Annotated in this window: 16 protein-coding genes; 10 read left to right on the top strand and 6 right to left on the bottom strand. The window is 69.2% G+C overall.

Translation table 11 applies throughout. The annotated features are described in order from the left end of the window. Positions 1 to 36: 36 nt before the first annotated feature. The 3 genes from asnB to R5W23_RS25090 are packed head-to-tail and all read right to left on the bottom strand — an operon-like array spanning position 37 to position 3,142. On the bottom strand, positions 37 to 2,022 hold the full coding sequence (gene asnB, locus R5W23_RS25100; RefSeq protein ID WP_320688692.1) for an asparagine synthase (glutamine-hydrolyzing): 1,986 nt from the start codon (positions 2,020 to 2,022) through the stop codon (positions 37 to 39). Next, positions 2,022 to 2,288, bottom strand: a complete 267-nt coding sequence (locus R5W23_RS25095) for a hypothetical protein (protein WP_320688691.1) — start codon at positions 2,286 to 2,288, stop codon at positions 2,022 to 2,024. Before R5W23_RS25095 ends, asnB begins: the two co-directional genes overlap by 1 nt. Continuing rightward, positions 2,288 to 3,142 (bottom strand): SDR family NAD(P)-dependent oxidoreductase, encoded by an 855-nt coding sequence (locus R5W23_RS25090; RefSeq protein WP_320688688.1) that lies wholly within the window; start codon positions 3,140 to 3,142, stop codon positions 2,288 to 2,290. The genes R5W23_RS25095 and R5W23_RS25090 overlap by 1 nt, the downstream gene beginning before the upstream one ends. A 273-nt stretch (positions 3,143 to 3,415) precedes the next feature. Between R5W23_RS25090 and R5W23_RS25085 the strand changes: the two genes are divergently transcribed. Together R5W23_RS25085 and R5W23_RS25080 are read left to right on the top strand one after the other, a co-directional pair. Further along, positions 3,416 to 4,015: a DUF2760 domain-containing protein gene (locus R5W23_RS25085; protein WP_320688686.1), complete on the top strand. Its 600-nt coding sequence runs from the start codon at positions 3,416 to 3,418 to the stop codon at positions 4,013 to 4,015. A gap of 71 nt (positions 4,016 to 4,086) precedes the next feature. Next, a complete protein-coding gene (locus R5W23_RS25080; RefSeq protein ID WP_320688684.1) occupies positions 4,087 to 4,347 on the top strand; it encodes a hypothetical protein in 261 nt (86 codons plus the stop codon). A gap of 34 nt (positions 4,348 to 4,381) precedes the next feature. Here the strand turns inward: R5W23_RS25080 and R5W23_RS25075 are convergent, their stop codons facing one another. Then, on the bottom strand, positions 4,382 to 4,873 hold the full coding sequence (locus R5W23_RS25075; RefSeq protein WP_320688682.1) for a transposase family protein: 492 nt from the start codon (positions 4,871 to 4,873) through the stop codon (positions 4,382 to 4,384). Between the two features lie 237 nt (positions 4,874 to 5,110). Here R5W23_RS25075 and R5W23_RS25070 point away from each other — a divergent pair, with 237 nt between their 5' ends. The 4 genes from R5W23_RS25070 (at position 5,111) to R5W23_RS25055 (ending at position 7,420) form a co-directional block, all read left to right on the top strand. Further along, positions 5,111 to 5,878, top strand: a complete 768-nt coding sequence (locus R5W23_RS25070) for a HEAT repeat domain-containing protein (RefSeq protein ID WP_320688680.1) — start codon at positions 5,111 to 5,113, stop codon at positions 5,876 to 5,878. A 32-nt stretch (positions 5,879 to 5,910) separates the two neighbouring features. After that, the gene (locus tag R5W23_RS25065; protein ID WP_320688679.1) at positions 5,911 to 6,471 is read left to right on the top strand and encodes a barstar family protein; all 561 of its coding nucleotides are present in this window, start codon (positions 5,911 to 5,913) and stop codon (positions 6,469 to 6,471) included. Between the two features lie 94 nt (positions 6,472 to 6,565). Then, positions 6,566 to 6,910 carry a DUF4259 domain-containing protein gene (locus R5W23_RS25060; protein ID WP_320688677.1) on the top strand — a complete coding sequence of 115 codons (345 nt, stop codon included), beginning with the start codon at positions 6,566 to 6,568 and terminating at the stop codon, positions 6,908 to 6,910. A 147-nt stretch (positions 6,911 to 7,057) separates the two neighbouring features. Then, positions 7,058 to 7,420 (top strand): hypothetical protein, encoded by a 363-nt coding sequence (locus tag R5W23_RS25055; RefSeq protein ID WP_320688676.1) that lies wholly within the window; start codon positions 7,058 to 7,060, stop codon positions 7,418 to 7,420. Between the two features lie 92 nt (positions 7,421 to 7,512). Here R5W23_RS25055 and R5W23_RS25050 read toward each other — a convergent pair whose 3' ends face one another. Further along, complete coding sequence (locus R5W23_RS25050; RefSeq protein WP_320688675.1) at positions 7,513 to 11,742, bottom strand: beta strand repeat-containing protein; 4,230 nt, start codon at positions 11,740 to 11,742, stop codon at positions 7,513 to 7,515. A 354-nt stretch (positions 11,743 to 12,096) separates the two neighbouring features. On the opposite strand from R5W23_RS25050, the gene R5W23_RS25045 reads away from it, so the two are divergent. Further along, positions 12,097 to 12,414, top strand: a complete 318-nt coding sequence (locus R5W23_RS25045; RefSeq protein ID WP_261184285.1) for a hypothetical protein — start codon at positions 12,097 to 12,099, stop codon at positions 12,412 to 12,414. A gap of 262 nt (positions 12,415 to 12,676) precedes the next feature. After that, positions 12,677 to 14,482 (top strand): cation:proton antiporter, encoded by a 1,806-nt coding sequence (locus R5W23_RS25040; RefSeq protein ID WP_320688674.1) that lies wholly within the window; start codon positions 12,677 to 12,679, stop codon positions 14,480 to 14,482. 28 nt (positions 14,483 to 14,510) lie between these two features. Here R5W23_RS25040 and R5W23_RS25035 read toward each other — a convergent pair whose 3' ends face one another. Next, positions 14,511 to 15,176: an HAD family hydrolase gene (locus R5W23_RS25035; RefSeq protein WP_261184287.1), complete on the bottom strand. Its 666-nt coding sequence runs from the start codon at positions 15,174 to 15,176 to the stop codon at positions 14,511 to 14,513. Positions 15,177 to 15,217: 41 nt separating this feature from the next. On the opposite strand from R5W23_RS25035, the gene R5W23_RS25030 reads away from it, so the two are divergent. After that, positions 15,218 to 16,717, top strand: a complete 1,500-nt coding sequence (locus R5W23_RS25030; protein ID WP_407936163.1) for a WD40 repeat domain-containing protein — start codon at positions 15,218 to 15,220, stop codon at positions 16,715 to 16,717. Between the two features lie 65 nt (positions 16,718 to 16,782). Further along, on the top strand, positions 16,783 to 18,129 hold the full coding sequence (locus R5W23_RS25025) for a DUF1501 domain-containing protein (protein WP_320688672.1): 1,347 nt from the start codon (positions 16,783 to 16,785) through the stop codon (positions 18,127 to 18,129). Positions 18,130 to 18,329: the final 200 nt, after the last annotated feature.

The following is an 18,329-nucleotide window of genomic DNA, read 5'->3' as shown; positions in this document are numbered from 1 at the left end:
CGACTGATCGCAGAGGCCCGGTCGGACCTCATGACTTTACGACCGGTCGACTTTTGACTCCAAATCGCAGAGCGAGCCGTCGAGGTACAGGTGGTGCCACAGTTGCGTGGCGAGCACCCCGGTGAGGCCCATTTCCAGCCCGGTGCGGGCCACCCCGCCGCCCGGCCGGGCGAGCCGCTGCCGCGCCTGGGCCACCGCCTCGGCGTCGAAGTAACCGGCCTTCCGGAGCGAATCCGGCGACAGGACCTGATCGATCCACGTCCCGCCGGCGCCGCCCCCGCGCACCGCCGCCCAACTGTCCATCGGGGCGCGGAACATCTTCTTCGTGCGCCACGCCACGTCCCTGGGCAGCCACCGCTCGGCCACCTTACGTTCGATGAACTTGTCCCGCAGCAGCCCGCGCAGCTTCCACCGCGGGTGCAGCTTCGCCATGTACGCGATCACGTCCTCGTCGAGGAACGTGTACCGCGTCTCCACCGACGAGTGCATCGCGATCCGGTCCCCCTTGGACGCGAGCAGGTGCCCGGGCAGCATCACCCGCGCGCCGAAGTACATCTGCCGGTTGAACGGGTGCCACCGGTGCAGGTCCGCGGGGATTTCGAGGTCGTCCAGCGCCGCCCGGCCGATCAGCGCGGCCCGGGTGTCGCCGGTGAAGAACCGCAGCTTGTTGGTGCTGATCAGCCCGTACAGGTCGCCCCACCCGTTCGGCCCGCCGAGCCGGTCCAGCGAGTGCTGGTAAGCGGTGCGCGGGAACCGCGGCGCGCCGCTGAGCCGCTGGAACAGTTGCCGCACCGCGAACCCCAGCGGTACGCCCGGGATGCGGTCCATCCACCCGATCAGCTTGCGGATCTTGAACCACGAGTACCCGCCCAGCCACTCGTCGGCGCCCTCACCGGTTAGAGCGACCTTGTACCCGTTTCGATGCACCGCTCTTGCTAAATGAAGGAGGGCCAGGCAGGACGTGTCGATGACCGGGAACTCGGCCGCCGCGATCAGCTCCGGGTAGCCGGCGCGGAGCTGGTCGTGCCCGCAATCGACCACTACCGGCGAACAGCCCAGGTGCTTGGCCGTCGCCAGCGCCTCGGACTTTTCGTCGAGCCCCTTCGCGTTGACCGAGACGGTGAACGTCGGGATGGGGCGGCCCATCGCCTTGTTCGCCATCGCCACGACGATGCTCGAGTCCACGCCGCCGCTCAGGTACGACACCACGGGCACGTCGGCCCACACCCGGCGCTGGACCGCGGCGTACAGCACCTCTTCGAACCCGTCGACGACCTTTTTCTCGTCGGCGCCGTAGTCCTCGTGCCCGCGGTCCGGGTACGCCACCCGCCAGTAGGTCTTTTGCGCGGTCGCCTGTTCCGGGGTGGTCTGCCCGAGCTTGAAGTGCAGGTACCGGCCGGGTACGAGGCACCGGATGCCCTGAAAGACCGTGGTCGGTCCGGGCATCGCCATGAACGTGAAGATGTGGTTCAGCCCGTTCAGGTCGGCCTTGCGCTCGACCAACCCGGACGCGAGCAGCGCCTTCATCTCGGACGCGAAGAGGAGCCAGTCGGCGCCGTCGTGCTTCACGGTCGTGTAGAACAGCGGGCAGATGCCGGCCCGGTCGCGTGCGAGCACGACTTCATTCGTTCGACTGTCCCAGACGCAGATCGCGAACTGCCCCTTCAGGTGCTGAAGGAACTCGGTGCCGTGATCCTCCCAGGTGTGGGGGATCAATTCGGTGTCGGTGTGGGTCCGGAAGACGTGTCCCTTGGCTTCGAGGGTCTTACGCTTCTCCTTGTAGTCGAAGAACTCGCCGTTGAAGACGGTCCAGACGCTCTGGTCTTCGTTCGAGATGGGCTGCTGCCCGTCGGCGAGGCCGACGATCGAGAGGCGGCGGTTGGCGAGGTGCAACCCGGGACGTTCGAGGTAGCCGTCTTCGTCTGGCCCGCGATGGTAGATGGCCTTCGCCATCGCCGACACCACGCCCGCGGGGGCGCGGCGCTGGCCACTCAGGTCGAACATCCCCGCGATCCCGCACATCAGGCCGATCCCCTGGAACCCAACTTGAAATCCGCTTTACGGTAGCAGGCGCCCGCCTCCGCCGCGAGGACGGACGTAACAGCTCCGGCGAAATCACTCTGCACCGCCGAGTCGGCCGGGCTTCCGTCAGTCAGAAGCGACAACCCACCCAGCAATCCGCCGATGTCGTCCGTCGGCCCGCGCTCGTAGTGGCACCGCAAGAACTCAAACATTACAAGATACGCTTGGCGAACAGTGAGCAGCGGTTCGGTCTGTTGCTCCATCATCAATGCACTTTCCTGCCCGCGTTCTCGCGCCGGGCGAACTTCCACACCTTGCGCTGCATGAAGAACCGCACCCCGCGCGGGAACATCCGCTTCCCGAACCAGACCCACCACGACACGAACCCGACCGCCGCTTCTGTACGGTTTCGCACCAGGCTCCGTACCACGGCATCTGCGACCTCATCCGACGGCTGCGCGCCCTCGAAGTCGAGGTAGATTTTCCCCTCGTTTCGCAGCAGGTGGCGCTGGAGGTCGTCACTTCGGACCAGCCCCGGGAGCACCAGAAGGACATCGATCCCGAACCGCTCGAACTCGCCGCGGAGTGACTCCGTGAGGCCGACGAACGCATGCTTGCTGGCACAGTGCTCGGACATCGACGGGATGCCCCACCGCCCGCAGATGCTCGCCACGTTGACAATGGCGGGGCACCAGCCGTCGCTCGCGGTCTCGAAGCTCCTCGTCAGGTGCGGCGCGCACGCCCGGATCATTTCGACCGGGGCGAAGAAGTTCACCTCCAGCACCTTGCGAACGATCTCCTCGCTCGACGTGCTGAACTCCCCGAAGCTGCACACGCCCGCGCAGTTAATGAGCACGTCCAGCCGGCCGAAGGTCGCGACCGCGTCCCGAACGATCCGCTCCCGGTCCTCGACTTTGGTCACGTCGCCGGGGAACGCCGCGGCCCGCGCGCCGGCGGCGTTCAGTTCCTCAACGAGGGCCGCCAGGTCGTTGGCCGAACGTGCAGTAAGGGCGAGTTTTGCGCCGAGTTTTGCGAGCCGCACCGCGGCGCGGCGGCCGATGCCCCGCGACGCCCCGGTAATCAGCACGACCCGATCTCGGACCTCCCGGCGCGTACCCATTCTTCATCGTCCCCGGTGCATGCCGCACATCAGACCCATCTGGACATTTTAGGGCGACCGGTACCATCCGCCAGTGCCGCGCCCGTGGGCATCCCGTTCGCGGCGGGTGCCTGTTCGTATAACACCCGCGCCAGGCGCTAATTGCGTCGCGCGCCCCGCAGGATCGAGGAACCCGTGGTTTGGACCTCGTTTCTCTCTGCTTTCTCGACCTTCCGCGCCTGTCGCGGTGAATACTCTTTCATTCTGCCGTCTCGCGTACACCGGAGTGGTCACATGGACAACATGCTCTTGATCGGGTTCATGCTGGGGGCGCCGATCGGGTTCTTCGTCGCCTCGTGGTTCGGGTACCAGCGGGCCGGCAGTTTCGAGGCCCTCGCGACTGCGCTGGGGATCGCGAACCGGTCGAAGAACGACCCGGCGTTCGCGGCCAAGCTCCACGCGGTTCGGACGGGAACGGAGCTGAAGCCCGCGGGGCCGCCCAAGCCCACGAAGCCGAGCGGGGCGCCGCTCCGCCTGCTCGCGCTGCTCCAGGCGGAGTCCCGACTGGTGGACTTCTTGCTCGAGAACATCCAGGGCGCGACCGACGAGCAGATCGGGCAGGCCGTCCGCGAGGTCCACAAGAAGGCACAGGCCGCGCTGAAGCAGCACCTCGTTCTAGAACCGATCCTGCCGGGCAACGAGGACGACCGGGTGACCGTTCCGAAGGGGTTCGACCCGTCGGCGATCCGGGTGGTGGGCAACGTGACCGGCGAGCCGCCCTTTACCGGCGCGATCCAGCACCCGGGCTGGAAGGTGAAGGAGATGAAGCTTGCCACCCCCGCCGAAGGCGCCGACGAGTTCGTCATTCAGCCGGCCGAGGTGCAGATCGCGTAGCGGCTTGTTACGGCCGTTCGTGTATGGGATACTGAGGCGGAGGTGGATCCATGTGCGAACCTTAACTGACGATGACCGAGATTAAGGCGAATTATCCCGACGAGTGGGTGTTCCTCGCCAACCCGACATCCACGCGATACCACGAAGTCACCGAGGGGCAAGTCATCATCCACAGTCCGGACCGGGCCGAATACATGCGGCTCGTCGGGGAATGGGACGACCCGGCGGTCAGACATTTGGCTTCGTGGTGGACCGGCGAAATCCGGGGCGTGGAAATCTTCCCGCCGGATGCCGAACCTGATGTCGAATCCGGTAGACCTCATTCACGATAGCGTGTGGACGTTCCTCCCCCTCCCCATCCGGTGCTCAAGCGGCCTTGGCCCGGTGGTCGAGCATCCGATTGACCAACCCGGCCACGGCCCGAACCCGCAACCCGTGCCCGTGCCCGTGCCGCCGGTGGCGGTTAACATGAGAAAGAGAGCGGAACCGGCGGAGCCGCCCGATCGCGTGCTCGATCCCGATGCGGTGGCGGCGGAACGCACGGTTGTACTTGCGGTCCGCGGGGGCCGTCCTGCCCACGGTGTTTGCGCCGGGGGCACACCCGGCGGGTGCCGGTCCCGAATCCCTGTGTGCCCCAGATCCACAAGCCCCCACCCCGCCCGGGAGCCGGTTCAGGAGCCCCGACCGGTCCAACCGCTTGATGTCCGCCCATCGGCCCGGCACCGACTCGGACACGTGGACGATGCGCCCGGACGCCTCGTCCACGGCCATTTGGCTCTTGAGCGTGTGCGCCGCCTTCTGGCACGAGTCGTCCGCCCGCTGGGGCCGCTGCTCGGACGAGTCGACGATCACCGCCATCGCGGGGGTGTCCTACAGCACCGCCGGGAGCCGTCTGCCGTTGGGTACCCGGACGGGCCGCACGGCGTGGGACAACTGGCGGACGTTCCGGCGGTGGCGCCTGCCACTACGGATACGGCCGGACCGGCAGCGGGTGGTCAAGGGGCCGGTGGGGCCGCGGCAGAGTTCGCAGGCGAGGCGCCGGGTCGCCAAGCTGAACTCGCCGCTGCACCTGACGCCGACCGCTGATAGGCTTTCGTGACCCGTCGCGCACAGTGCCGCCGGCGCAGGTGGGCGATCTGTTCGGCGAGGGAGGGCGTACCGATTTCGCAAGCCAAGTACGACCCGGCGGAGGCGTTCCGCCAGTTGCGCGACCCGGATGCGGGCGTGCGGTTGCTCGGGGCCGGGTGGGTCCACCGCCAGTCCCTCGCAGAGGTGAACCGCTGGTCGGACCCCTGGCTCCGCGCCCCCGTGACGATCGACTTGCTGCTTCCCGCCCTGAGCGACCCCGACCCGCGGGTGGCCGAGGAGGCGGTTGGTGCCGCCTGGGGGATCGTCACGCGGTTCCGTCGCGACGACCGACTGCTCGACCCGGCGGTTGCTCTCCTGACCAGCGACCGCCCAAAGACCCGAGCGCGGGCCGCAGGGGTGGTCGCACAGTTCGGCCCCGGGCAGTCGGCCGAACACCTGCTCCGCCTGTTCAGCGACCCGGATAAGGCGGTCCGGGTCGCCGTCCTCGACGCCACCCACCAAGCGTGCTGGGGTTGGCCAGAGTCATACCAGCAGCAGGTTCGGGCTGCGGCACTGGAGCGCTTACAGGACCGGGCAATGGACATCCGGTGCCTAGCGGCGTTGCTGCTCATCGTGGTTGGAGGGTATGAGGACCTACCCGCGCTCAAGGCGTGCCTGGTGGGTGTGAAGGGGGCGAACTACCGCCAGGACTTCCGCGAGTCCATCAGAGCACTGCAAGCCCGCCGAACGACTGGGTTGCAGGCGCCCCGTCCGCAAAGTCGGACGGGCAACTGAACGCAGTCGTTCGGCAAGAGAGGGCGTCCCGAGTGGCCAGTTTCCGAACCGATCCGACCAACCTGCACAGCGTCCATCCCGACGACGTACTGCGGGTAGATCGGCAGGTGCTCCTCAACGGTCCGGTCGCCTTGTATGGCCCGCCCGAGCGACTCCGACAGCATGTCGCAGCGCTTGAGTCTTACGGCTACCGCTGCCCGGCGTTCGACTGCGGCGGGTGGGCGTCCGAGGCCGACATGCACCGCGCGTTCGCCGCTGGACTGGAGTTCCCCAGTTACTACGGCCGCAACTTGAACGCGCTCAACGATTGCCTCAGTGACATCGACATTCCAGAGAAATCCGGTGTAGCGTTAGTCTTGTGGCGGTTCGATCGGTTCGCCCGACTACCGGGCGTGCGAGCGTGGGACGTGCTGGATGTGATCGCCCATGCCTCGTGGCTGCATTCCCTGTACGCCCGGCGATTGCTGGTGCTGGTGCAGTCCGACGACCCGAAGTTGCGCTTCCCTCCGGTCGGTGCCCGGCCCGTGATGTGGATCATGTGGGAGGCCCATAAGACAGACGAACCCGGCGCCGAACCGGACCCGGCCACGTGAGCTGCTTTTCACGGCTCGCTTGCGGATCGTGTCGGCTGCGGGTGGCGCGGCCGGGGAGGCGGGCAGTACGTTCGGCGGCGGAGGGTGACGCAATATGGGGCGGTGGGGCACCGATACGTTTCAGAGCGACGACGCCTGCGAGTACGCCTCCGGCCTCGCCCGACAACTCGTCGCCGAACTCGACCGGTTCGCGGCTGATCCGGAGTTGGACATCCACGACGTGGACGACGGTGTGGCGGCCCGGCTGGTCGTGTTGGCGTTTCTGGTCGAGCGGTGTCGGGCGGACGTGGACCCAGCCGACGTGGCCCGGTGGTCTGCCCGATTCCTGGGACTATGCGACTCCGAGGACGGGCTCGATAGCTTTTACCGGGACGAGGACATGGCCCCACGGCGGGCCGCGATCGCGGCCCCGCTGGACGCGATGCGGGGGACCGGGTGAGCAAGGCAGGCCGAACCAAACGCGGCACCTGCCTCGGCCGCATAAGTTGTTGCCGAGGTTCAGCTCCCTGTGGCGGGGCTGCTGAGCGTTATCCTTCGGCACACTGAGGCAGTACGAGCGCGGGTGTTTTGGCCCGAGGAGGGTTCTGTGGGCGACCTGATGCGGAAGGTATTCTGGACGCTCGGCCGGCGTCGCTACGCGGGCTACGACGAGTTCGTCCGGGCCGTCAGCGAGTACCAAGCCCAGATCAGCCCCGACGACAACGGTTGGGTTCCCGACGCCGTCCTAGCTCCAGGGCCGATCACGGTGACGTACACCGCGATGTGGAAGGACGTGGACGACACGCTCGAAGTCCCGCTGGGCGAGGTGGGGCGATCGCTCTCAATGGGGCGGGCTCTATTCGAACTGAACAACGCCACGGTCGAGTTCTTCGCGGACGCCGACCACTGTTTCTTCGAGGGCTTGGTGCCGATGTCAACCGGGGGCTATCAGTTGCGCACCGGGAGCTAACCGTCGGGTGGCCCTCCGCCGCCGAACCCGGCTCTGCACCTGACACCGCCATGTGATCGGGATGGCGGTGTCAGGTGCGGGTGATCTGTTCGTTAGCCGACGAACACGCCGCCGTTGAACCCGGTGAACGGGGTCAGGGTGGAGAGCTGATCGAACGGCGCCGTCCCGCTCCGCACGCTGACGGTCGGGCCGAGCGTGAGGATGAGTTCGTCCTTCCCGTCGCCGTCGCGGTCGGTCCCCGCCACCCGCGGCGTGGTCGCCGCGGCGCCGGACGAGAACTGCCCAATCGCGGCCTCCCCCTGGAACACCGTTGTCACCGCCTGCCCGCCGACCCGCGCGCCCACCAGGATCTCCGACCGCCGGTCCCCGTCGAGGTCGCCGGTTCCGACGCTGATGCCGGTGTCGGGCGCCAGGTTCGGAACCAGGAAGCTGCGGAGCGTGTTGCCAGCGAGGTCGAACGTCTTGATGTGCGGGGCGACGGTCGCGCCCACAACGATCTCGGCCCGCCCGTCGCCGTCGGTGTCGCCCGCGGCCACCGTGACGCCGCTGGCGATCGGCGCTCCGGCCGCGGTGGTGAAGGCGTAGAAGCTGGCCCGTTCCTGGAGCGTGGTGGCGTCGAACACCTTCACGTGCGGGGCCAGGGTGCCGGCCCCCACGATGATCTCGGCTTTCCCGTCGTTGTCCAGGTCGCCGACCGCGACGCTCACCCCGCTGGCGAAGTTAGTAAACGCGAAGAAGCTCCGGATCTCCCGGAACGTGACCCCGTCGAACACTTTGACGTGCGGCGACAGGGCGGTCGCGCCGGTCACGATGTCCGCCACGCCGTCGCCGGTCACGTCCCCGACCGCCACCGACACCCCGCCCTGGTACCCGGCGTAGGGTCGGAACGAAGCCACCGCCGTGGTGCCGCTGTTGTCGAACACCTGTACCGTGCCGCTGGCCGACGACCCCACAACCAGGCGCCGCCCGAGCGCGTCGTTGTCGGCGATGGAGACCGTGGCCTGGCCCGCCCCGGTCGCGATGTCGTAGGCCGCGCTCGGGGACAGCGTGAGCACCGCCGTGCGGGTGCCGTCCACGCTCGAGTTGTCGATCGGGGTCAGCGTGACGGTCGCGGTGCTCGCGCCCGGCGCGAACGTCACCGTGCCCGTGAGCAACTGGTAGGAGACGCCGTTCACCGCGGTGCCGCCCAGCGTGTACGTCACCGTGAGCGCGGCGGAGGTGTCACCGACGCGGGTGATGGTGAACGTCCCGGTGTCCGGGGTAACGCCCTCCGCGGCACTCGCGTCGGACGCCGCGACGCGGAGCACGGGCGCCGGCCCGGTCTCGATCTGGCTGAACGTGACCGCGCTACGGTTCACGAACGTGTACGTCCCGCCCCCGACCACCGGGGTAAACGTCGCGCCGGCAGCGTTCGTGGTGATCAGGTTGAGTGTGTCGCCGGGGACGGTGGCCGGGGCGCCGCCCGCAACGGTCACCGCCGGCAGCGGGTTCGTGAGGTCTACGGTCACCGTGTCGCGGTCGGTCGAGCCGGTGACGGTGAGGGTGCTAACGTCGCCGGTGCGGCCGCTGAACAGCGTTTGCGCCGCGCCGGTGCTGTTGGCCTGAACGGTCACGTTCAGAGCGGTGCCGGTGTTCGACACGGTGGTCACGTCCGGGCTCGCGTTGCCGTCCTGGAACCCGGCCGTTTGGAGCCCGAAGTTGACGGCGTAAGTGCCCCCGGTGGCCGCAACCGATTCGAGACCGGTGACGACCACACTGCCGCGGTTCCCGAAGCTGAAGGTGCCCGCGCCGGCCGCGGTGATGTTGCCGAACGCCGACGCGGTTGCGGCGGTGAGGTCGATGTTCAGCGCGTCCGTGCCCGCGGCGGCGATCAGGTTGGTGGTGATGCCGGTGGTGAGCGGTCGCAGGTTGAACGTGTCGTCGTCGGCCCCGCCGGTCACGTTCAGGGTGGTCGCGCCGCTCACGTTTGACGTGGTCGAGAACGTGACCGCACCGCCCACGCCGACATCGACGGCCCCCGCATCGACGTTCACGTTCACCGTGCCCGAGGCGGCGGTGGTGAGCGTGCCGCCGATCGTGACCGCGTCGCCCGCGTTGATGGTGAGCGTGGCGCCGGTGGTCGAGACCGAGACGCCGGCGGCCACCGTCACGGTGTTCGTGGTCGCGGCGGTGTCGGTGGCCGTCAGGGTGACGCCGCCGGTGCCGGCCGCGACGCTCGCGCCGACCGCCAGCGCCCCCGCCGACGCGGTCAGCGCGACGCTCCCGGCCCCGCCGACGGTGATGGTCGCCGCCGCGGTGGTGGTCAGCGCGGTGCCGGCCGTGACAGTAACGCCGGTACCGCTCACCGCCCCGCCGAGGCTGACCGCGGCCGAGGCGGTGAGCTGGACCGGGCCGGCGGAACTGCTGACGACGGCCGTGGTGCTCAGGTCGCCGCCCCCGGCCGAAACCGTCACACCGGTCGCCCCGCTCACCGTGGCACCGAGGGCGACCGCGTCGGTCGCGGACAGCGAGACGCCGCCGGTGGTGTTCTGGTTGACGACCCCTGTGCGCCCGGCCACGGTGCCGACGTTCAGGGCGGGCGAGGCGTTCGCGATGACGATCGACCCGGTGTCCCCACTGGCGTTGGCGGCTGCGAGGGTGGTGACCGCCACGTCGAGGTTGCCGGCGCCGGTCGCCCCGATGCCGCCCGCCCCGGCACGCCCGGCCAGCAGCGCGAGGCCCGCGACCGTGATGTCGGTCTGCTCGGTGCCGGTGGCGTCGGTGATCGCGCCGCTCGTTTCGAGCGACAGCGCGGGGACGGTGGCCCCGAGGGTGATCTGGCCGGTGACCGCGATCCCCCCGGCGTTGGTCGCGCTGCCGACGTGCAGGGTCGCGGTGGTGACGTTGTCGAGGTCGGCGTCGGTGAGCCCGAACCCGGTGTTGGTGCCCAGGTTGATGACGTCGAGCGGGTCGCGGGCGAGTAGGAACACGTCGCCCCCGGCCGCCGCGGTGGTGCTGACCGCCGCACCGAGGTCGATGTCCTTCGCGGTGATGGTGATGTCGCCGCCGGCGGTGGTGAGCGCCGCGGTGTTCGAGAAACTGCCGACCCCGCTGTTGTCGTTGTCGGCGTCAACGGTAATGGTGCCCGCCCCCGCGACGGTGACGGCGGCGCCGATGCTGATGTTGTTCTGGGAGGAGAGGGTCACGCTGCCGCTGCCGCCGGTGGCTACGACCGGCGCGCTGACCACCAAGTTGCTGGACGGCGACAGGGCGATGTTCCCGCCGCCCGCGACCGAGACGCCCTCGGCCGGGGTCGCCCCGACGGTGAGCGCACCCACGACGGAGATCGAGACGCCGCCCGAGGTCGTTACGCTCACCCCGGACAGGGCTCCGGTCACGCCGCCGATCACCAGCGGGGTGGCGTTGTTGATCGCGATGCCGCCGGTCGCGGTGGTGGCCTCCAGGTTCGTGACGCTCAAATCCAGGTTCGGAGAGTCGGTGCCGGTCACGCCGATCCCGGTGCCCGCCGTGATCGCGAGCCGGGCGACGGAGATGTCCTGTGAGGGGTTGTTGTCCACGACCGCGCCGCCGGTCACCAGTTCGAGCTGGCTCGAGCCGCCGACGGAGATCGCCGCGCTGATGACGATGGACCCGGCCGTCGCGTTACCGATACGTAACACGCGGGCGGTCAGCGCGTCCAGTTCGGCGTCGGTGAGGCCGAGGGTGCCGGGGCCGTCCGGGCCACCGAGGGCGATGCTAATGGCGTTCGAGGCCGGCTGAACGGTGACGGTGCTGCGGGCCGGGTCCGCGCCCGCATCGACCATCGCCCCCATCGGAACGTTCACCGCGTCGGCGCTCAGGGTGATGTTTCCGCCGGAGGTGGCGAGGCCCGCGACGGTGAGCGTTCCGTTCGTCGACGTGAGCGCCAGGTCGGCGCCGCTTGTGGTCAGGGACCGACCTGCCGCGAACGTGAGGTTCCCGTTCGACGCGACGAACGCGGCGCTGGCGGTGTTGTTCGTTTGCAGTGCGACCGGGGCGGCGAGGGAGGGGTCGAAGACGATCCCGGTTTCGGCGGTGATGCTGACGGCGACGCCCGCGCCGACGCTCTGGAGGGCGCCGCGGGAGAGCGTGGCGGCCTGACCGGCGAGGTCGGTCAGGGCGATGGTGCCGTCGGTCGCGCTCAGGAAGCCGTCGAGCGAGCCGGGGGCTTCCTGAATGGTGATGACCGTCGCCGGAACGCTGCGGTCTTCCAAGGCTTCGACACCGAGCCGCGGACCCGCGGACCGAGCCGGGTGCGGGCTCTTGAACGCTTGCTTCGACCAGTTCGGAGAGCGGTTCGGCATACGGGCACCGGGTTCAAGGGGGCGGTCACGAGGGCCGATCAGTTGCGCCGCTGGGCGGGGCTCGTGCGAGCCAAACGGGCCGAGGGGGCGCGGCCCGTCGCGAATTAAATTAGCCGGTCGGGCTAGGTCCGCGGCCCGTTTTGTCGCCTTTTCCAAATCGCGTAGCCTGCTCAGATTGCGCGAATCGGTATGACGCCGGCAATCGGATTCACGTGCGCGGTCTTGCTCGTTGTGAGTGTAACGTCTTTAACAATTGAACGAAGAGAGTTGATCCGGTGTGCCGTTGGAGCTAAACTTCTCCAAATCTCTGAACAACGATTCGCTACCCGCATCGGACAGATCGAGAGGCATCCCGTGCCCTTACGCCCAACGTCCCATTTTACGTGGCAGGTTCTGCGCACCGTCCGGCGGAGCAAGAAGCCGATCGACGGGCGCGCTTTACGGCTGGTTCCCAGCCGCAAAACCAAGGACGGCTCGTTCCTCACGTCGCTCGTTGACGAGGGCCTGCTGGCGTTCACCACCGGGTCCGCTGCCGACCCGTTCGCCGCGACCTACTCGCTGACTGACAAGGGCAAGCACGCGGCCGAATACGGCGAGTACGAGTACGAGCTGAAGCGCCCGGCGGTCCCGGCCAAGTCGGCTTCGGCGAAGGGCGCGAAGCCGCGCTCCTGATCCGACCCGCGGGTGCCGGGGCGAACGGCCCCCCAGCGGCGCGATTACGGGCGCGAGTCGAGCGCGTCCTTCACATCCCCGTTCCGTTTCGGCTTCATTATCCGGCGCGGGGCGAAGGCGTTCGCGCGTCACCGGCCGCGCGCCGCTCGGCCGGTGACGCGCGAACGCCTCCGCCCGCGGGACCGGGCTTCCGCTAATCCCGACCTGCCGCTAACCTCCTGTTCGGGGCGCGTGGCGGCCGGCTCGGGAGCGGGTGAGCGGGATGCACAATCAGGACGTGGTGTTTATGCTCGCCGGCGGGCTCGCGGTGGCGCTGGCCTTCGGGTACCTGACGAACCGGCTCGGGCTGTCGCCGATCGTCGGCTACCTGCTCGCGGGGGTGGTCGTCGGGCCGCACGCCCCCGGGTTCGTCGTGGACCGTGGCATCGCGGACCAGCTCGCCGAGGTCGGCGTGGTCCTGCTCATGTTCGGGGTCGGTCTGCACTTCCGGCTGGAGGAGCTGCTCGCGGTGCGCCGGGTCGCGCTGCCCGGCGCGCTCGCCCAGTGCGGGGCGGCGACGGCGTTCGGCACCGCCGTCGCCCTCGGGTTCGGCTGGCTCCCTTCCGCGGCGGTCGTGTTCGGGATCTCGGTGTCGTTCGCCAGCACCGTCGTTCTGACCCGCGTGCTGTCGGACCAGAACCAGTTGCACACCCCCACCGGGCACGTCGCGGTCGGGTGGCTGATCCTTCAAGACGTGTTCGCGGTGCTGGTGCTGGTGGTGCTGCCGGCGGTGCTCAAGGACGGGCCGATCGACGCCATCGAACTGCCGCTCGCGCTCGGGCTGGCGGCGCTGAAGGTGGGGGTGCTGATCGCCGCGGTGCTGGTGGCCGGCGGGCGGTTCGTGCCGTGGCTGCTGAGGCACGTGGCCGAGACGCGGTCGCGCGAGCTGTTCACGCTCACGGTTCTGGTGGTCGCGCTCGGGATCGCGGTCGGGTCGGCGGTGCTGTTCGGGGCGTCGATGGCGCTCGGCGCGTTCCTGGCGGGTATGGTGGTCGGGCGGTCGGAGTTCAGCGTCCGGGCGGCCACCGAGGCGCTCCCGATGCGGGACGCGTTCGCGGTGCTGTTCTTCATCTCCGTCGGGATGCTGTTCGACCCGGCGTTCCTGCTGAAAGCGCCGGCGCTCGTGGCGGCGACCGCCGCCATCGTGACGCTCGCCACGCCCGTGACCACGTTCGCGCTGGTGCTGGCGCGGGGGTACCCGGTGCGGGTCGCGCTGGGGGTGGGGCTGGCGCTCGCGCAGATCGGCGAGTTCTCGTTCATCGTGGCCGCGGCCGGCAAGTCCCTGAACGTGCTGCCGGAGGACGCCACGCAGGTGTTGGTTGTGGTCGCGATCGGGACCATCTCGGTGAGCCCGCTGGTGTACCGGCTCGCCGGGCCGCTGGAGCGTTGGGCCGCGGGCCGACCGCGGCTCTGGGCGCTGCTCACAGCGCGCACCCGGGAACAGCTCGGGAGCGGCCCGGAGCCGGCGCCCGCGGACGCCGACCGCGCGTACCGCGCGGTGGTCGTGGGGTACGGCCCGGTCGGCCGCACCGTGTGCCGGCTGCTGCGCGAGAACGGCATCGAGCCGACCGTCGTCGAGCTGAACGTGGACACGGTGAAGCGGCTCCGGGCCGAGGGCGTCCGGGCCGTGTACGGCGACGCCACGCACCCGGACACGCTCAAAGAGGCGGGCGCGGACCGGGCGGCGAGCCTGATCCTCAGCTCGTCGCAGGTGAGCGGCGGCAGCGAGGTGATTCGTGCAGCGAAGGAGCTGAACCCGGAGATCCGGGTGCTGGCGCGGTCGGCGTACGTGCGCGAACTGGCGGCGCTCCAGCGGGCCGGTTCGGAGGTGGTGGTTTCGGGCGAGGGTGAGGTGGCGCTGGCACTGACCGAAGCGATCCTGCGGCGGCTCGGGGCGACACCGGACCAGATCGACCGCGAGCGCGAGCGGGTGCGGTTGGAGCTGTCGGCGGGCGGTGCGGAAGTGTACTCGCGGAACGCCGACACGTCGCCCGATCTTTTACTGCCGGACGCGCCCCGCAAGAACTGAGGCGGTCGTGCGCGGCGCGCGCCCTAACTCACACCAGTGCCGCGACCTGCTCGGCGGTGATTTCGTCGAGCGAGCCGACAACGATGTCGGCCCCGGCGGCCCGGAGCTTGTCCGCCGGGTGGTGCCCCACGAACGTCACCGCCACGCACTTCATCCCGCCGGCCCGGGCCGCTTCCACGCCGGCCGCGGCGTCCTCGAATACCACGCACCGCCGCGGGTCGGCGCCCAGTTGTGCCGCGGCGGTGAGGAACACCTCGGGGTCCGGCTTGCCGCGCTTCACGTCGTCGCCGGTGACGACCGCGCCGAAGTAGCCGCGCGTGTTCGTGACGCTCAGCAGCAGGTCGAGGTTCCCCTGCGGGGCCGACGAGCCCACCGCTTGAGGCCACCCGCGATCAGCGAACTCTTTGAGGAGCCGCGCGACGCCGGGCAGGAGCTGGGTGCCCTCGTCACGCACGGACGCGCGGTAGTGGTTCTCCTTCTGCTCGCCCCACTTCGCGCAGAGCGCGTCGTCGGCGTCTGGTTCGAACAGTTTGCGCAGGATTTCGGGGTTGCGCATGCCGAACGTGGCCGCGAAGTCGGCGCGGGTGAACGGCCGGCCGATCTCCGCCGCGAACCGCGCCCACGCCCGGAAGTGGTGTTCCGCGGTGTCCACGAGCGTACCGTCGACATCCCAAATGATCGCAGGTATCGTCATGAGGTCCGTTGTATGACCGGGAGGGCGGTGCCGTGGCGAATATGGCCGACCGCGAGACGTTCGACCGCACCCTCGTTGACCCCGCGCCGGACGCCCTCGACGCCGCGCTGCGGGAGGCCGTCCGTGTGGCGAACACGGGTAACGAGACGAAAAGCAAACTCATCAAGTGGCCGCCCGCGGACCTGCCGCAGTTCCTCCAGCGCCTGGGAGAAGCGCCCGACGGGCTGCACGGGTGGCACGGCGGTACGAAGAAGAAGTACTTCGCGGGGAAGTCGCAGGTCACGGCCGCGTGGTGGACGAACCAGTTCGGCGAGAAGCACGTTCGCGTGCTCGGCGGGCACGGGCTGACCACGGGCGGCCGCCTGCGCATCGGGGAGACGGGGCAGTACCAGTTCGGTACGCCGCTCAGCTACGCCGAACTGCTGTACCCCGAGCGTGTCGCCCGGGCGCGACTGCCGGGCGGGGCCGAGTTGCTTGTCGGTGTGTGCGACTGCGGGGCGGTCGGGTCGTTCGCCGCGCTCGGATGGACGGGGCCGAGTTGCGGGCCGTGCCGCGACCACGGATTGGAGGGGCACGCGGCCCTCCCCGTGCCCTGGCACGAGGCCGGGGTGAAGTACGGTCCTTACGCCCGGTATTATCTCACCTCGCTGGCGTTCGACCCCACAGGACGCTCACTGTTTTTCACGAACGACGGCCTGTGGTGCTGGACCTTTGCCACGGGCGCGGTCGAAGCGGTCGCGTACCCGCCGCACCTCGGAAGGTGCTGGCAGTTCGCGCTTCAGCCCGACGGCAAACGGGCGCTGCTGTTCGGAGCGCGCGGCGAGTACCCGCAGGAAACGTCGGTTGCACTCTGGGAGGTCGGCACGCCGTCCGCGGTCGAGTGGGTGCTCGAACCGGACTGGGCCCGGCGGCTGGAACCGTCTCCGGACGGTGAGACGGTTGCCGTTTCCCAGGGTGCCGAGGTGAGCGACTGGCACTCGCTTCGCTCTGCACACGACGGCCGTGTGCTGCGGACCCTCACTCCGCCGGGCAATGGCCGGGTCGTCTTCAGTCCGGACGGGCAGCGGTTGCTGGTGACCGATCGTGAAGGTACGGCAAAGCTCTGGGATGTACACACCGACACGGTACAATCGCTTCCCGTAAGGCTACTGCACGAAATGGTGTTCGGCCCGGACGGGCGCGTCTTGTACGCGTTCAGTGAAGGGAGTTCCGCTGGCGGAACACCGGCCGAGGTGGACGGGCTGCGCGTGATCCGGGTTCGGTTCCCGGGGACGGGCGACGCGTCCCCGTACCTGCGCGCGACCGTGTCGCCGGACGGTCGCGTGCTCGTCGCGGCGCTCGGCGGACAACTGTACTTTGCCGACCCATCCGGAGCGGCGGTTGGGAAATGGTGCGGGCTGAACGTGTTTGCTTCTGGGATGCATCTGTTCGCGTGGTCGCCGGACGGGCGGTGGCTCGCGACCGCAGACCGCGACGGCACGATCCGGCTGTGGCCGTGGCCCGGCGTGTACGAGGCCGCTCGCGCCGCAGAAACCGGTTGACGCGGCGGCTGCGCCGCGGCACACTTGAAGTCCCTCCCGCCATCCCACCCCAACGGGCTCACGTCATGCCGCCCCACACGCTCCCGCGCCGCGGGTTCCTCAAGATCGGCGCCCTCGGTCTCGGCGGCCTCACCCTGCCGAATCTGCTCCGCGCCGAAGCCAGAGCGGGCACGCGCACGCCGCACAAGTCGGTCATCCTCATTTACCTAGTCGGCGGGCCGCCGCACCAGGACATGTTCGACCTGAAGCCCGACGCGCCGAAGGAGATCGCCGGGCCGTGGAAGCCGATCCCGACGAACGTCACCGGCGTCCAGATCTGCGAGGCGTTCCCGCTGCTCGCCCGCAACATGGACAAGCTCGCGATCGTCCGCTCGCTGGTGGGGAACCAGGCGGACCACGACGCGATCCAGGTGTACAACGGGCACAACCCGAAGAAGCCAACGCCGCCCGGCGGGTGGCCGCAGTTCGGCTCCGCGGTGGCGAAGCTGCAAGGGCCGGTCCACCCGTCGGTGCCGTCGTATGTGAGTCTCTGTTACACCTGCACCCACGGCCCCTACAACGAGCCCGGCCCCGGCTTCCTGGGCCAGTCGCTCGCCCCGTTCCGCGCGATGGGCCGCACCCGCGAGGACATGACGCTGCGCGGCGTCGACGTGAACCAGCTCGCCGACCGCAAGACGCTCCTCAAGCAGTTCGACGACATGCGCCGCGACGCCGACACGTCCGGCTCGGTCAAAGCGATGGACGCGTTCACCGAACAGGCGTTCGGGCTGCTCACCTCCTCGAAGATGGCCGAAGCGCTCGACATTTCGCGCGAGCCGGTCAAAGTGATCGAGCGGTACGGCACCGGCGACCCGAAGGTGTTCATGGACAGCAACGGCGCCCCGCGGGTGCCGCAGAGCCTCCTCATGGCCCGCCGGCTGGTCGAGGCGGGCGCGCGGGTCGTGACGCTGAACTACAGCAAGTGGGACTGGCACGGCGGGATGAACGCCGAGGGCCGCAAGAACAACTCCATCTTCTTGCGTGAGGAAGAGGACTTCCCCGTGTTCGACAAGTGCGTCAGCGCGCTGGTCGAGGACCTGCACGACCGCGGGTTGGACAAGGACTGCACCGTCGTCATCATGGGCGAGTTCGGGCGGACCCCGAAGATCAGCGCGCAGCTCGGGCGCGACCACTGGCCGAACGTAAACTGCGCGCTGCTCGCCGGCGGCGGCATGAAGCTGGGACAGGTGATCGGCAGTACCGACCGGATCGCCGGAGAGGCCGTATCCCGGCCGGTGACGTTCGGCGAACTGTTCGCGACGCTGTACCACAACCTCGGGATCGACGCCGACAAGGTGACGCTCCCGGACTTCACCGGGCGACCGCAGTACCTCGTCGAGGACAGCGGCGCGCCGATCAAGGAACTGATTTGACGGCCCCTATGCCATTCTTTTACTCGTGAACTGCATTTCCTGAGCCTCTGTGACACGGCGTTTCGGCCCGCGTCGCAGAGGCCGCGTTGCCACCCGTAGCTGGTTCGCAGTCGGTGGGAACGTCTCTGCCACAAGAAACAAACACCACCGGCCGGGCCGTGAATGAGACGTGCCTGACCGCCGGCCCGCGTTGCGGCGAC

Origin of the sequence: Gemmata algarum (assembly GCF_034097035.1) — a bacterium.
In the GTDB taxonomy this organism is placed as follows: domain Bacteria; phylum Planctomycetota; class Planctomycetia; order Gemmatales; family Gemmataceae; genus Gemmata; species Gemmata algarum.
The sequence above is the reverse complement of the archived record's forward strand: the minus strand, read 5'-3'. Positions and strand labels throughout refer to the sequence as shown.

Coding starts and splice junctions, on each gene's coding strand:
- asnB (WP_320688692.1), bottom strand. CDS start 2,022: ATGTGCGGGATCGCGGGGATGTTCGACCTGAGTGGCCAGCGCCGCGCC.
- R5W23_RS25095 (WP_320688691.1), bottom strand. CDS start 2,288: ATGATGGAGCAACAGACCGAACCGCTGCTCACTGTTCGCCAAGCGTAT.
- R5W23_RS25090 (WP_320688688.1), bottom strand. CDS start 3,142: ATGGGTACGCGCCGGGAGGTCCGAGATCGGGTCGTGCTGATTACCGGG.
- R5W23_RS25085 (WP_320688686.1), top strand. CDS start 3,416: ATGGACAACATGCTCTTGATCGGGTTCATGCTGGGGGCGCCGATCGGG.
- R5W23_RS25080 (WP_320688684.1), top strand. CDS start 4,087: ATGACCGAGATTAAGGCGAATTATCCCGACGAGTGGGTGTTCCTCGCC.
- R5W23_RS25075 (WP_320688682.1), bottom strand. CDS start 4,873: ATGGCGGTGATCGTCGACTCGTCCGAGCAGCGGCCCCAGCGGGCGGAC.
- R5W23_RS25060 (WP_320688677.1), top strand. CDS start 6,566: ATGGGGCGGTGGGGCACCGATACGTTTCAGAGCGACGACGCCTGCGAG.
- R5W23_RS25050 (WP_320688675.1), bottom strand. CDS start 11,742: ATGCCGAACCGCTCTCCGAACTGGTCGAAGCAAGCGTTCAAGAGCCCG.
- R5W23_RS25040 (WP_320688674.1), top strand. CDS start 12,677: ATGCACAATCAGGACGTGGTGTTTATGCTCGCCGGCGGGCTCGCGGTG.
- R5W23_RS25035 (WP_261184287.1), bottom strand. CDS start 15,176: ATGACGATACCTGCGATCATTTGGGATGTCGACGGTACGCTCGTGGAC.
- R5W23_RS25030 (WP_407936163.1), top strand. CDS start 15,218: ATGGCCGACCGCGAGACGTTCGACCGCACCCTCGTTGACCCCGCGCCG.
- R5W23_RS25025 (WP_320688672.1), top strand. CDS start 16,783: ATGCCGCCCCACACGCTCCCGCGCCGCGGGTTCCTCAAGATCGGCGCC.